Source organism: Staphylococcus sp. NAM3COL9 (assembly GCF_001431205.1).
In the GTDB taxonomy this organism is placed as follows: Bacteria; Bacillota; Bacilli; order Staphylococcales; family Staphylococcaceae; genus Staphylococcus.
Genome location: NZ_LGPC01000016.1, coordinates 375,800 through 390,682, shown reverse-complemented (window position 1 = coordinate 390,682; position 14,883 = coordinate 375,800). Strand labels below are relative to the sequence as shown.

Annotated in this window: 13 protein-coding genes; 8 read left to right on the top strand and 5 right to left on the bottom strand. The window is 32.6% G+C overall.

What is annotated here, in order from left to right:
* Window positions 1–203 precede the first annotated feature (203 nt).
* From ACA31_RS11480 to ACA31_RS11470, 3 genes are all read left to right on the top strand, one after another.
* Entirely contained in the window at window positions 204–965 is a 762-nt protein-coding gene (locus ACA31_RS11480) for an ABC transporter ATP-binding protein (RefSeq protein WP_057513452.1), read from the top strand.
* Window positions 955–2,844 (top strand): FtsX-like permease family protein, encoded by a 1,890-nt coding sequence (locus ACA31_RS11475; RefSeq protein ID WP_057513451.1) that lies wholly within the window; start codon window positions 955–957, stop codon window positions 2,842–2,844. The genes ACA31_RS11480 and ACA31_RS11475 overlap by 11 nt, the downstream gene beginning before the upstream one ends.
* A 179-nt stretch (window positions 2,845–3,023) precedes the next feature.
* Window positions 3,024–3,893 carry an SDR family oxidoreductase gene (locus ACA31_RS11470; RefSeq protein ID WP_057513450.1) on the top strand — a complete coding sequence of 290 codons (870 nt, stop codon included), beginning with the start codon at window positions 3,024–3,026 and terminating at the stop codon, window positions 3,891–3,893.
* Window positions 3,894–4,110: 217 nt separating this feature from the next.
* On the opposite strand, the gene ACA31_RS11465 is transcribed toward ACA31_RS11470, so the two are convergent.
* Both ACA31_RS11465 and ACA31_RS11460 read right to left on the bottom strand, forming a co-directional pair.
* Window positions 4,111–4,317, bottom strand: coding sequence for a hypothetical protein (locus ACA31_RS11465; RefSeq protein WP_057513449.1), 207 nt, complete (start codon window positions 4,315–4,317; stop codon window positions 4,111–4,113).
* Window positions 4,318–4,451: 134 nt separating this feature from the next.
* Window positions 4,452–5,873 carry an SLC13 family permease gene (locus tag ACA31_RS11460; RefSeq protein WP_057513448.1) on the bottom strand — a complete coding sequence of 474 codons (1,422 nt, stop codon included), beginning with the start codon at window positions 5,871–5,873 and terminating at the stop codon, window positions 4,452–4,454.
* A 161-nt stretch (window positions 5,874–6,034) separates the two neighbouring features.
* On the opposite strand from ACA31_RS11460, the gene ACA31_RS11455 reads away from it, so the two are divergent.
* From ACA31_RS11455 to ACA31_RS11445, 3 genes are all read left to right on the top strand, one after another.
* Entirely contained in the window at window positions 6,035–7,231 is a 1,197-nt protein-coding gene (locus ACA31_RS11455; protein WP_057513447.1) for a DUF819 family protein, read from the top strand.
* Window positions 7,232–7,295: 64 nt separating this feature from the next.
* The gene (locus ACA31_RS11450; protein WP_057513446.1) at window positions 7,296–7,856 is read left to right on the top strand and encodes a sugar O-acetyltransferase; all 561 of its coding nucleotides are present in this window, start codon (window positions 7,296–7,298) and stop codon (window positions 7,854–7,856) included.
* A gap of 397 nt (window positions 7,857–8,253) precedes the next feature.
* Window positions 8,254–9,270 (top strand): PTS sugar transporter subunit IIC, encoded by a 1,017-nt coding sequence (locus tag ACA31_RS11445; protein WP_057513445.1) that lies wholly within the window; start codon window positions 8,254–8,256, stop codon window positions 9,268–9,270.
* Window positions 9,271–9,393: 123 nt separating this feature from the next.
* On the opposite strand, the gene ACA31_RS11440 is transcribed toward ACA31_RS11445, so the two are convergent.
* On the bottom strand, window positions 9,394–10,179 hold the full coding sequence (locus ACA31_RS11440; RefSeq protein WP_057513444.1) for a putative hydro-lyase: 786 nt from the start codon (window positions 10,177–10,179) through the stop codon (window positions 9,394–9,396).
* A 220-nt stretch (window positions 10,180–10,399) separates the two neighbouring features.
* Between ACA31_RS11440 and ACA31_RS11435 the strand changes: the two genes are divergently transcribed.
* Window positions 10,400–11,020, top strand: a complete 621-nt coding sequence (locus tag ACA31_RS11435) for a DUF4064 domain-containing protein (RefSeq protein ID WP_057513443.1) — start codon at window positions 10,400–10,402, stop codon at window positions 11,018–11,020.
* A gap of 168 nt (window positions 11,021–11,188) precedes the next feature.
* On the opposite strand, the gene ACA31_RS11430 is transcribed toward ACA31_RS11435, so the two are convergent.
* Window positions 11,189–12,259 (bottom strand): acyltransferase family protein, encoded by a 1,071-nt coding sequence (locus ACA31_RS11430; protein WP_057513442.1) that lies wholly within the window; start codon window positions 12,257–12,259, stop codon window positions 11,189–11,191.
* A 337-nt stretch (window positions 12,260–12,596) separates the two neighbouring features.
* Between ACA31_RS11430 and pruA the strand changes: the two genes are divergently transcribed.
* On the top strand, window positions 12,597–14,141 hold the full coding sequence (gene pruA, locus ACA31_RS11425; RefSeq protein WP_057513441.1) for an L-glutamate gamma-semialdehyde dehydrogenase: 1,545 nt from the start codon (window positions 12,597–12,599) through the stop codon (window positions 14,139–14,141).
* 74 nt (window positions 14,142–14,215) lie between these two features.
* On the opposite strand, the gene ACA31_RS11420 is transcribed toward pruA, so the two are convergent.
* Window positions 14,216–14,770 (bottom strand): TetR/AcrR family transcriptional regulator, encoded by a 555-nt coding sequence (locus tag ACA31_RS11420; protein WP_057513440.1) that lies wholly within the window; start codon window positions 14,768–14,770, stop codon window positions 14,216–14,218.
* Between the last annotated feature and the right edge of the window lie 113 nt (window positions 14,771–14,883).

The following is a 14,883-nucleotide window of genomic DNA, read 5'->3' as shown; positions in this document are numbered from 1 at the left end:
TGTACTCCTTATTTAAAATTCAATTAGGTTATTATATCATATGACAGAAGCATGGATTTAAAAAATTAGAATCAAATAAATTTTATTTAAGTGACAAAGTTGTCATTTTAAAATAGCTTTTTGTTAGTTAAAACAAACGAAAAGAAAAAAATAATTAGCTATGATAGTTATATAGAGAAAAAGATGATGAGGAGTGAACAAACATGTCGATATTAAAAGTAGAAGGACTAACAAAAAAGTACGGTAACAGACATCAGCAACAAGAAGTATTAAAAGGGATAGATTTTTCAATTGAAAAGGGTGAATTTGTTACCATAATGGGGCCTTCAGGTTCTGGTAAAACGACACTTTTAAACGTCCTTAGTTCTATTGATTATATAACGAGTGGCACAGTTGAAATTAACGGTCATAAAATAAATAAAATGAGTAACAAAGCGTTAGCAGATTTTCGCAAAAAAGAAATAGGTTTTATTTTTCAAAACTATAGTGTCTTACACACATTAACGGTAAGAGAAAATATTATGCTTCCTTTATCAATTCAAAAAATGTCTAAAGCAGAAAAAGAAAATAATTATAATGAAGTAACAAAAGCGCTAGATATTCATGAACTGGGTCATAAATATCCGAATGAAATTTCTGGAGGGCAACAACAGCGTACTGCTGCAGCACGTGCCTCGGTACATAAGCCTGCTATTATTTTTGCTGATGAGCCTACAGGGGCATTAGATTCAAAAAGCGCACAGGATCTTTTAAATAGGCTTGAAGATTTGAATGAAAGCTTAGAGGCAACAATTGTAATGGTGACACATGATCCAGTAGCAGCAAGTTATTCTAATCGTGTCATTATGTTGAAAGATGGTAGTGTCCATTCTGAAATATACCAAGGTGATGACTCGAATCAAGCGTTTTACAAAAATATCATTCATATGCAAACGGCTTTGGGTGGTGTAGCAAATGAGTTTTAATCAAATCGTAATTAAGAACTTCAGACAAAACATACGGCATTACGCGATGTATATATTTTCATTGATTGTCAGTATTGTTTTATATTTTAGTTTCGTTACATTAAAGTATACAGAGAGTATAAACAATGTAAATTCAATGTCTATTATTAGGAAGGGCTCTGAAGTAGGGTCATATTTCTTATTTGCGATCATACTCATATTTCTAATGTACGCGAATCAATTATTTATAAAACGACGGACACGTGAATTTGCTTTATATCAATTGATCGGTTTAACTCGAAGAAATATTATGCGCATATTATTAATTGAACAAGCCGCAATGTTTTTGATAACAGGGTTGATTGGCATAATTATTGGAGTCTTTGGTTCGAAAATTCTCTTAATGATTGTACTCAAGGTATTAACTATAGACAAGAGTGTATCATTGACTTTCCAATTTCCTGCTGTAATACAAACCATATTATTAATTATCGTGTCTTTCTTATTGATTATGGCCCAAAGTTTCATCTTTTTACGTAAGCGTAGTATATTATCAATGATGAATGATAGTACAAAATCTGAAGTAACTCAATCTAAGATGACAGTTATTGAAGTTATCTCAGGCATCTTAGGCATAGCCATGATTGCTTTTGGTTACTACATGTCTACTGAACTGTTTGACAAATTCGCAGAACAATTAATGTTCGCACCATTCGCCATTTTATTTTTAACGATTGTAGGTGCATATCTGTTCTTTAGAAGTTCAGTGTCGCTGATTTTTAAAACATTAAAACGTTCGAAAAATGGGAATATTTCTATAACAGATGTAGTATTTACGTCTTCAATTATGCACAGAATGAAGAAAAATGCACTATCCCTTACAATAATAGCGACGATATCTGCTGTTACTGTAACTGTACTGTGTTTTGGTGCAATCAGTAAGTCAACGATTGACGATACAGTGAAGCAATCCTCACCACAAGATTTCAATTTTCAAAAAAATAAACAAGCACAACAATTTGAAAATGAATTAAAACAAAAGGATATAGATTATAACAAAGTATATAAAGAAGTTACTGAATTAAAGGTGACTAAAGAAAATTTTTATGATTACAGTAGTAATTTTAGTAAAACTGATAAAATATTTGTAACAAGTAATAAATATTTTAATGATAAAGATATTACGGATCATAAAGCGAAAATGGTGAATATGGCTTCATCCGCAAGTATCATGAAATTCAATTTAAATACAAAAATTAAATTAGATACTAAACCAGCGCAAACATTTAAAGTGATTGATGCTAAAAAAGAAGTGAATTTTAAAAATGATGTCAGTTTTGCTTCACCTGTATTACTAATAAGTGAAAAGCAATATAATCAATTAAAACCACAAGGAGAGGAAACACGTGCTCAACATGGTTACGATTTGAAAAATCAAAATAATTGGAAACAAGCTAATAAAATCGCTCATTCGGTTCATCCTGATATCTATCCTCAAAAATTAGTACATCAAGAATTGAATGACTCTACAGGTATTTTATTATTTGTTACATCATTCTTAGGATTAGCATTTTTAGTTGCATCGGGTTGTATCATCTATATTAAACAGATGGATGAAACAGAAGATGAGATACCAAGTTTCCGTATATTGCGTAAAATTGGATACACACATAGTGATATGCTCAAAGGGTTAGGACTTAAAGTAATGTTTAATTTTGGACTGCCACTTGTTGTGTCATTATTACATGCATATTTTGCAGCTAAGGCATTTATGTTGATTCTCAGTACTACGAACATGTTACCTGTCTATATTGTTATGGGTGCATATTCAATTGTTTATTGCATATTTGCAGTTATGTCATTTATCCATTCAAGTAGAATCATTAAACATTCTATCTAAATTCAAATAGTGAAATTAATAATGTTGAAGTTCAGTCAACGCACTATAGTGGTACAGTTATAGTGTGTTGTTAATGTATTTATTTTATATTGCCTAAAATTAATTAAAAAACCAAAATGTTTGTATATGCTCTGAAGTGGTATCTAGCAAGTAACAAGAGTAAAAATGGAGGTATACAAATGAACTTAACTGAATTTCATAAACAAATTAGAGGCTATACGCAAGATAGACAGCCAGGAATTGAAAAAGATATGAGCCCACAGCCACTTTCAGAAATGAAAAATTACAAGAGTGGTGGTAAATTGAAAGGAAAAGTCACTTTGATTACCGGAGGAGATTCAGGTATTGGACGTTCAGTGGCAACACTATATGCTAAAGAGGGCGCAGACGTTGCGATTGGATATTATGATGAACATGAAGATGCTGAAGCGGTAGTAAATCGTTTGGAAGCTTTAGGTGTAAAAGCAAAAGCTTATGCACATGATTTGAAAGATGTTGCATCATCACAAGACTTAATTGAAAAAGTCGTAAATGATTTTGGTGGATTAAATATATTAGTTAATAATGGTGGCGTTCAATTTCCAAAAGACAATTTTGAAGATATCACACCAGAACAAGTAAAAGAAACATTCGAAACGAATATTTTTGGAATGATGTTTTTATCTCAAGCTGCAGTACCACATTTAAGTGATGGTGACGCGATTGTTAATACCACAAGTGTGACAGCTTATAGAGGTTCCGGGCATCTCATAGATTACTCAGCAACAAAAGGCGCTATTGTTGCATTCACACGCTCATTGGCTACTACGTTGATTGAAAAAGGCATTCGTGTCAATGCAGTGGCTCCTGGACCGATTTATACACCATTAATTCCAGCAACATTCACAGAAGATAAAGTTGAAAATCAAGGTTCTGATACACCAATGGGACGTAGGGGACAACCAGCTGAACTGGCACCATCTTATGTATTTTTATCAACGTACGCAGATAGTTCGTATATTACTGGCCAAGTTATCCACGTCAATGGCGGAGATTATATGACGACATAAATTTATAGATGAGTATTAAGAAAGTAAAACAGCGAGACTCCTATTGAAAAGGAGTCTCGCTGTTTTTGTCTGAACGTTATTTTAAAAAATCGATTTGTTGAAATTTATGTCAATACGGTAAAACAATTACAATAGCGATACGGAAATGGGTGAGATTGTCACACAACATATATGGTAACGTTTATTCTGTAATTACCAAGAAAAAAGTTGATAAACTTTAAAAGAAATCAGAAGGGATAAGGTCATCGAAGTGTAGGTGCTTTAATGAATCGAAATTCACACTTTCTATACTTTGAAGCAATTCACCATTTTTAGCTTGGTTATAATAATTCACTGTTTCTGCTTGTACGTCATGGTCCTGGAATGTTTTAACTACGCCTAATATCAGTAATACTGCGATGGCCCCTTTAATGATTGTCTTCATAACAAATGGCTCCTTCTATAAGTTTATACTCTTATTCTATACCGTTTTGTACTTTGTGACATGCGTCCCTAGTATCGAAATTATATCATACCTTAGATGTATCACGACGTTACAAAGTATTAAGTGATTTCTTTTTATAAACCAAATACAATAGGTAACCAGAAATATACGAATAGCGAGATGATCACAATTGCAAACATGTTTAAAATAAATCCAGCTTTAACCATATCTTGCATTTCTAATTCATCAGAACTAAATACAGCAGCATTTGGTGGTGTTGAAATTGGCAACATAAATGCACAAGTTGAGGATACTGCGACAATTCCCATAATAATAAATGGGTCTTGGCTAATTGCCGCTGCTAAACCAATACTAATTGGCATTAACATATTGGAAACAGCTGTATTAGACATCACTTCTGTTAAGAATAAAATAGCCGTCGATAATACGATAACGACAAGAATCAATGGTAGAGGTTCGACGAAACCTAACATACCACCAAACCATTTTGTTAGTCCTGAATCTTCGAATGCAGCAGCTAAGGATAAGCCACCACCGAACAATAACAATATCCCCCATGGTAGTCTGCTCATATCATTCCATACGAGTAATGCTCCCTTAGAAGATTTTGAAGGAATAAGAAATAGTAACACAGCACCTAACATTGCTATAACTGTGTCTGATAAATTTAAGGAAGAAGGTAAGAGACTGCCTCCAATCCACAGTATACTAACGAAAAGGAAGACAAGACCTGTTAACTTTTCCTCTAGACTCATTGGACCTAAATCATGTAAAGCTTTCTTTGCAAAATCTGAAGATATTTTGTCTGAGTCTTCAATTTTAAATAACCATTTTGTCATTAACAAGTATAAAATAATTAACAAAATAACTGTTAACGGTAAGGCAAATAACATCCATTGTGCAAAGGACACTTCTCTATCTAAACTAGAGGAAGCGATGGCTGCGAAGACTGCATTTGGTACTGAACCGATAAGCGTTGCTAAGCCCCCGATAGATGCAGAATAAGCGACAGTTAATAATAATGCTTTCCCGAATTTGTGGGCTGATTCTGGTTTGAGGAATTGTGCATCTTTAATTTCTTTTATTAATGCTAAAGCAATTGGCAACATCATGAGTGCAGTCGCTGCATTTGAAATCCACATTGAAATAAATGCAGTTGCAATCATCGTACCTAAAATAATACGATTACTATTTGAACCCATCAAAGAAATGATAGTCATAGCAATTCGTTTATGTAAATTCCATTTTTCAATTGCCAGTGCGATAATAAATCCGCCCATATACATAAATACGATTGGATCAGCATAAGCACTCGCAGCTACTTGTTCATTTGTACCACCACTCAAAGGTAGTAATATCAGTGGAATGAGTGACGTAGCAGGTATAGGAATTGCTTCTGTAATCCACCATGTAGCCACAAAAAGTGTGACTGCAAGAACAGCGCGTGGTTCATTATCTAAACCTGTAATACTAGGTATAAAATAAAAAATGATGAAGAGTGATGGCCCTAAGATTAAACCGATTTTTTCTTTCATATGCAAAAATCCCCCCTTGTGATTGTCTATAAGTGCAAGAATATCAATTTAAAAAGAGCAAAACAATGTATTTTTTCAGAAAATTATAAAAATTAATGAAAAATACTGGTAAAATGTATTTAATATCTTAGAATGAAAATTTATTTCAAGGGGGAATATTCATGGTGTTAGGTGCACTTATAGCTAAAGATGACACGTGGATGTTATGGGCTATTATTATAGTTTGGGCAACAGTAAGTTTATTCTTAGAACAGCGATACAAGTGGGCAAGTACAATATCAGGAGCTATTATAGCACTAGTGGGGGCAATGCTTTTATCAAACTTTAAAGTTATACCAACGAGTTCACCAGTGTATGATACGGTATGGGATTTTATCGTGCCACTTTCTATTCCATTATTATTGTTCAGTTCAAACATATTAAAGATATGGAAAGAAAGTAGACGTTTATTATTCATTTTTTTGATTGCTTCGATAGGGACGATGATGGGTACAGTGGTCGCATTTCTTACTTTAAATCAATGGATACCTTATCTTTCTAAAATAGGCGCCATGATGACCGGAAGTTACATTGGCGGTGGGGTGAATTTTGCAGCTTTGAGTTCTAAATTCCAAACACCTGGAGACATGGTTTCTTCGACAGTAGTTGCTGATAACAGTGTCATGGCACTGTATTTTATATTACTTATAGCCATTCCATCAATGCCTTGGATAAAAAAACTTTTTACTACAAATTATAAAAATGAAACGACACCTGAAACGCAACAGTCATATTGGCAACCGAAAAAAATTCAATTATTAGATATCGCATTTTCAATGGCGAGTGCCATTGCACTTGTAGCAGTTAGTTTCAAAATAGCAGAAATCATACAACTATGGGTACCGAAAAGTAATCTCATATTAACAATTATTGTATCTTTCTTTGGTGATTCATATTTATTATTAACAACATTGACATTAATAGTTGTTGCTATATGGGGAGATTTCTTTGAGAATTTAGCAGGTGCTTCAGAAATCGGTACTTTCCTTATTTATATATTCTTTGTAGTCATTGGCACACCAGCTTCATTTGCTACAATTATTACAACTGCACCATTATTATTTGTTTTTGTCATTATTATTTTGATTTTCAATTTAGGTTTAAGTCTTATTTTTGGCAGGGTATTTAACTTTAAAATTGAAGAAATATTGTTAGCAAGTAATGCAACTGCGGGAGGTCCTACAACTGCAGCAGCGTTAGCTATTGGAAAAGGATGGTCTGGTTTAGTAGGTCCTATTCTTATTATTGGTACATTAGGTTATGTAATAGGAAATTATGCTGGAACAATGATGTATCAATTACTTTTTCACTTAGGATAAATTGTAGAAGGTGCTAGAATACATAGGTATATTTGATGAAATTTAATGATGGAGGCGAATATGTATGAGTGAAAAAGAAAAGATGTTAGCAGGTGAATGGTATGATGCTAACTTTGATGAATCGTTGAATATTGAAAGAAGTAAAGCGAAAGATCTTTGCTTTGAATTAAACCACACAAAGCCGAGTGATTCAGAAAAACGCAATGCAATTATAGCTGACTTACTCAATGATAAGTCGGATAATTTAGAAATATTAAGCCCATTCCAAGTAGATTATGGCTACAATGTTTTTTTAGGAAATAACGTATTTGTAAATCATGATTGTTACTTTATGGATGGCGGAAAGATTTTCATTGGAAATCATGTTTTTATAGGTCCGAAATGTGGCCTTTACACGGCTGTTCATCCTCTTCAATATCAACAAAGGAATGCAGGGTTAGAGCAAGCATTGCCAATTACTATCGGAAATAATGTGTGGTTAGGTGCGAACGTTGTAGTCTTACCTGGTGTTACGATTGGTGATGGAGCAGTCATTGGGGCAGGTAGCCTTGTGGCGAAGGATATTTCGGAAAATGTAGTAGCAGTCGGGATGCCAGCTCAACCTATCAGTAAAATAAATAATTAATAGATAAAAGCGACGATAATATTCATTAACTAATGAATGTTATCGTTGTTTTTTTTAATTCTATATATTGTAAATAATTATGAAATATAAAAATAATCTACAATAGTTATTATCATTAAATCGTGTAATATTAAAAATAAAATTAAAATAATGTAGAAAAATATTCCGCGGAGCTTAAATTTAAAATAATAAAATTGTTCGGAATATAATAGTGGAATGTGTTAAAATATAAAAATGTGAGTGAAAAGGTAAGTAATATAATTGTAGATTAATATATAGGATAGATGAATCTGATTTTTAGAAAGGGATCGATACCTCTACTTATAGTTTGAGTTGAAACAATTATTTCCACACAAAAACATAACTACTTCAAGAAAAGGAAAGAGGCATTTCAAAAATGGATATATTAATTGGAACTTTGTTTTTAGTTGTAGTGCTAGCATTATTTACACTGTTTACATATCGAGCACCTATGGGTATGCGTGCAATGGGTGCTTTAGCAAATGCTGCAATTGCAACATTCTTAGTTGAGGCATTTCATAAATACGTAGGTGGCGATCTATTAGGTATTAAATTTTTAGGTGAACTTGGCGATGCTGCTGGAGGGCTTGGTGGTGTAGCTGCAGCTGGACTTGTAGCGTTAGCTATCGGCGTTTCACCTGTATATGCTTTAGTTATAGCTGCCTCATGTGGAGGACTAGATTTAATACCTGGTTTTGTAGCTGGGTATGTTGTTGGGTATTTAATGAAATATGCGGAAAGAAAAGTACCAGATGGCATAGATTTGATTGTAGGTATTTTAGTTATTGCACCTTTAGCAAGATTAGTTGCGACTGGTGTCACCCCATTAGTAAACAATTCATTGTTAAAAATAGGTGACATCATTCAAAGTTCTACAGAAATCAACCCAATTATTATGGGTATTATTCTTGGTGGCGTTATTACAGTAGTAGGAACAGCCCCCTTAAGCTCAATGGCTTTAACGGCATTACTTGGTCTAACTGGTATGCCAATGGCAATTGCTGCTATGGTTTCTTTCTCATCTTCATTTATTAATGGCACAATGTTTAATAAATTGAAATTGGGCAATCGTAAATCAAGAATTGCTGTTTGTATTGAACCACTATCTCAAGCAGATATTGTATCGGCGAATCCTATTCCAATATATACAGCGAATTTTATAGGTGGTGCATTGGCAGGTGCGGTTATCGCTTCTTCTGGAATGATAAACGATGCAACTGGTACTGCAACCCCACTCGCTGGTTTCTTAGTAATGTTTGGATTTAATGATCCATTGAAAATTTTCATTTATGGCGCAATTATAGCTGTTATTGGTCTAATTGTGGGCTATGTATGTTCTAAAATTTTCAAAAATTATCCAATTGTAACGCAAGAGGATATAGAATCCCGTTAAAAATACTCTGTAACGCGTTGAAGTGTAAAATCTAGGTTAAAAAAGGACGTTTAGGTTTCTAAAATGAAATCTAAACGTCCTTTTGTTTTTGAGATATTTGAAACACTGATAGATAACTAGTAATTAATCACTAATTTGACTGTTAAGTATATCTGTAATAAACATATGCCCTGGTGCGTGGGTAATCATTAATTCTGGTTTTGCATATAGAGCGATAGATTGCGGCGTCACGCCACATCCCCAAAAGACAGGAACTTCATTTTCTTTTATTGTGGAAGGTTCTCCAAAATCAGGTCTTGTAATATTATCAATACCTATTTTAGAGGGGTCGCCAATATGTAGTGGTGTCCCGTGCATATTTTTAAAACGTGTAGTAATTTCAGTTGCTTTAATGGCTTGCTGCATTGTCATTGGACGCATACTGACTGTGATATTACCTGCAAATTCGCCACTTGGTTCTGCAGGTATATCAGTTATGAACATAGGCACATTGTGCTCTTCTTCAATATGTCGAATTGGAATGTTAGCTTCTAATAAGGCATGTTCAAAGGTAAAACTACAACCGATTAAAAAACTGACCAAATCATCATCAAATAAATGTGAGACATTTGTTGGTGATTCAACAAGCTCGCCATAACGATAGACGCGATATTCTGCCACTTCTGAGCTAATATCTGCATGTTTTCCATAGAAAGGAAATGTGGTAAAACCTTTTTCGGATACATCTAAAAGTGGACATGTTTTGGGATTTCTAAAACAAAAGCTTAAAAAATCATATGCATATCTTGAAGGTAAAATAACGACATTGGCTTGTATGTAACCTTTAGCCATACCACTTGTAGGATCAGTAAGTTCTCCATTACTTATCATTTCTCTTAATTTATGTGGCTGTATATTATCTAAATTCATAAAACCATCCTTTTAATTTAAGACTTAGTGTTGTTAAATTTGATTATGTATATAATAGCTATGTACCCTTATAATTATTTTTATATTCATTGGACTAAATTTGTTTATTTTAAGGTTTAAATACAATAGAATAGGTTGAGCAGTCATATTATTGCATTATGTTATTTATTTGTGATATAGAATCAATGAAGTAAGAAGTGAATTCCTAAGGAGGAAAATTATGAAAAGAACTGTGGAAAAAATATTAACCTGGGTAGGCATTATCCTACAGTTTATCTTAATATTTTTAATGGCTATTGTTACGCCATTTTTAAATGATGCGAGTGTAAAAGATTCACTCATACAATCATTGAATAATAGTCAAGAATTTAATCAGGTATCAAATCAAATGACACCGTCACAATTATTAGAGATGGCGAGTAGTTTGTTTATTATAGCTTTAGGAGTGGTTATCATATGTACAATTATCGCGATTATATTTGCATTATTAATCAATAAAATTCCTAAGGTATCAGGTGTAGTACTGATAGTAATTGCAATTGTTACAGTATTTACATTTAACTGGATTACCGCATTATTGTGGTTTATTGCTGGTATTTTATTATTAGTAAGAAAAGCGTATAAACCAAGCTATGAAGGTGTTAATAATTCAAATAATAGAAGTAATACAAACAATCATTATCAAGAGCAGAATACTGAAGTAAAAGATGAATCGCGAGAATATCGTTCTGGTGATAGTGACTTTACAGAGCAAGAGAAGCTAAGCGATGACAAAGACGAAGAAGTATCGACTTCTGATGAACATACGTATCAACGTCGCAAAGATCGTATAGATAAATAAAAATGGAACAATATCATTTTGAGAAATTAAATAGTAATCTTTCATGGTGAACGGTCATACTATGAAATAATAAAATATTAAAAGAGGACTAGCTACATTTTGCAATCAGCTAGTCCTCTTTTAATTATTGTATTTGATATATAATTGTTCATTATATTTTGTGGTTTACTAATCCATTTTGCCGTGTTTATAACTTTCATATACTTTGTCATAATTGATGTGTCCAATACCACCTACCATAAATTTTCCGAGTTTGAATAAGTTGAATACATATGCTAGACAAACTGATATTGTAATAGTGAGAATGAAATTGAAAGCAATATTTCTTAATGAACTATCCTCTCTTAATAAACCTAAATCATGCACAAAGAAGTAATGAACTAAGTATATACAGAATGAATAGTTACTTATAAATAATACGAATTTTGGTACATATTTAACATAAGATGAGAATAAGAAAAATAGCAAAATCATCATTGTGACATAAAACGGTATATCAAAGCGTTTAGATTCTACCCAAGTACTAACACCGAATAAATAGTTACTAACTAATATAACTGCTGACAAGATTGTGCCAAAAATAATAAGCCAAGTATATTTTTTTATATTCTCCATGAAAGTTTCGTAATAGATACCTGTATAAAAACCAAGTAAGAAATAACTAATCCAGCCTAAAAAGAGCATCCAACCTTCTCTTTCCCAAAACAACCCTAAAATTGGATTTTCCGATGGGGGCACAAATTCTCTAAATGCCCAATACAATGTGGCGAATATAGTTGCACCAATAATTACAGGAATAGGTTTCCATTTAATTATGTATTTAGCAAAGAGAATATGTAATATATAAAATTGGAAAATAATTACAATGAAGTATGTCACAGCACCACCATGGAACATCGTATTTGTAACATGTCTAAAGTAATCTTCTAATGTCTCAGGTTCAAAATAAAAATATGAGATAGCTAGATTAACCACGATATATGGGATGCCTAAATAAATCAATTTGTTTTTAAAGAAACCTGGTTTTGTTTTAACATGATAGTTTTTCGCTAATAAAAATTCTGAAATGAATACAAATAATGGTGTACTAAACATTAGCAATAATTGAAAGATTCTAATGGCGGTACCATGTCCTACAAAATCCATTTTGGAAAATGTGGTTGTAATCGAATGAATGAGAACAATACTTAAACAAGCTATAGTACGCATCCAAAAAATAACAGACGTATATGTTTTCATAAATAGCTTAACCTCTCGATTGTTCTTTTATTTTTGAAATAAATATTGATATGATTATATTCAAGTCCAAATAATAACACACGTAATGAGAATTCAGTGTAAATATTAGTATAGAATTTATTAAATTAACATTTACTATTTATATAATACTAACAATAAATATCAATGAATATAATATCAAATTTTAGGGAATAATGCGAAATAGGTTAGATACGATTTAATTAAAAAAAGTGATTGTAAGCGATTGCATTTGTGGTGTGATACATATACAATAAAATCAAGAATGGAATAATTCCATTTGTGTTTTCTATTTACAAACTTACATGGGGGTAGAAAAATGGTAGTTAATTATCAAAATGAACCAGGCATCGATTTTACAGACAGTGAAAATGTAGAATCATTTAAAGAGGCTTTAAAGAAAGTCAAAAGTGAATTAAATAAAAAAATTCCTTTGGTAATTAATGGGGAAGAAATATTCACAAAAGATACGTATCAATCTATCAACCCTGCCAATACTACTGAAGTTATTGCAGAAGTTTCAAAAGCAACTCAAGCGGATGTAGATAAAGCATTTGAGTCTGCAAATGAAGCTTATAAATCATGGAAGAAATGGTCACACAAAGATCGTGCTGAATTTTTACTTAGAGTATCGGCAATTATTAGACGTCGTAAAGAAGAAATCTCAGCAGTGATGGTTTACGAAGCAGGTAAACCATGGGATGAAGCTGTAGGTGACGCTGCAGAAGGCATTGATTTCATAGAATACTATGCAAGATCAATGATGGAATTAGCGGATGGCAAACCAACATTGGATAGAGAAGGAGAACATAATAAATACTTCTATAAACCAATTGGTACTGGTGTTACAATTCCACCATGGAACTTCCCGTTTGCGATTATGGCTGGTACGACATTAGCGCCAGTAGTTGCAGGGAATACAGTACTTTTAAAACCAGCAGAAGATACACCATTAACTGCATATAAATTAATTGAAATTTTAGAAGAAGCTGGATTACCTAAAGGTGTCGTTAACTTTGTACCAGGGGATCCAAAAGAAATCGGTGACTATCTTGTAGATAGTGTACACACGCATTTTGTAACTTTTACAGGATCACTTGCTACAGGCACTCGAATTTTTGAAAGAGCTGCAAAAGTAAAAAAAGGACAACAGTTCTTAAAACGTGTTATCGCTGAAATGGGCGGTAAAGATGCAATCGTAGTTGATAAAGATATCGACGCTGATTTAGCAGCAGAATCTATTGTAACTTCAGCATTTGGTTTTTCAGGACAAAAATGTTCAGCATGTTCTCGTGCAATCGTACACAAAGATGTATATGATGAAGTATTGAAAAAATCAGTTGAATTAACTAAGAATTTAACATTAGGCAATACGGAGAATAATACAAACATGGGACCAGTTATTAACAAAAAACAATTCGACAAAATCAAAAATTATATTGAAATTGGTAGTAAAGAAGGTAAATTAGAGTTCGGTGGTGGTACGGATGGAACTACTGGATACTTTATTGAACCTACAATCATCTCAGACTTAAAATCAAGAGATCAAATCATGCAAGAAGAAATCTTTGGTCCAGTTGTTGGCTTTGTTAAAGGTAGTGACTTTGAAGAACTATTAGAAATTGCTAACGATACAGATTATGGTTTAACAGGTGCTGTAATTACTAATAATCGTGAAAACTGGATTCATGCAGTTGAAGAATATGATGTAGGTAACTTATACCTTAACCGTGGATGCACTGCAGCAGTTGTTGGATATCACCCATTCGGTGGTTTTAAAATGTCAGGTACTGATGCTAAAACAGGTAGCCCAGACTATCTGTTAAACTTCTTAGAACAAAAAGTTGTTTCAGAAATGTTCTAAATGAAATTATAAAGTAATTTAAAAAAGCCACTCATTGCATTGCAGTGAGTGGCTTTTTTGATGTGTTTTTGCTGTTATACATCTTTTACTTTGATATTAATCATTTTATGAAAAATTTCGTCTATTTCATGTGCTGGATGTTTGATATTATGGTTGCGCATCCACTCCATAAAACCATATAGACTTGAGCCATATACATAAAAGATCAGTTCGATTGGAACACTCGAATCTACAGAAATACGTGACACATTAATTTTAATGTCATTTTGTAAAACACGTATAAAATAATTTGTGATCGTTCGTTCAAAATCTTTATCGTCTTTTTGCTTTTCTGTAATCTGTTCCATTCCACTCACATTATCAAAAGTGGTTTGTATAGTAGAAAATGGAGCGTTAATACGTTCTTTTAAATCTACAGAAAAATAATCTTTGGTTAAATCAGTGATTAAATAGATAAGTAAATCATATTTATCATGAAAATGTTTATAAAAAGTAGTTCTATGGACCAATGCAAGATCACAAATTTGTTTAATTGTTATTGTAGAGAATGCTTGTTTTTCTATTAGACCATAAAGGCTTTGGGAAAGTGATCGTTTTGTCTTTATAACACGCAAGTCTTTTTCATTCATACTACATATCTCCTTATTTATAGTTTAAATGAATAATTTTAATTAATTACCACTTTTTTAAGGCAGGCGTAAGAATTAGTATGTTACTATAAATGTGTAACAAAAATTTAAAC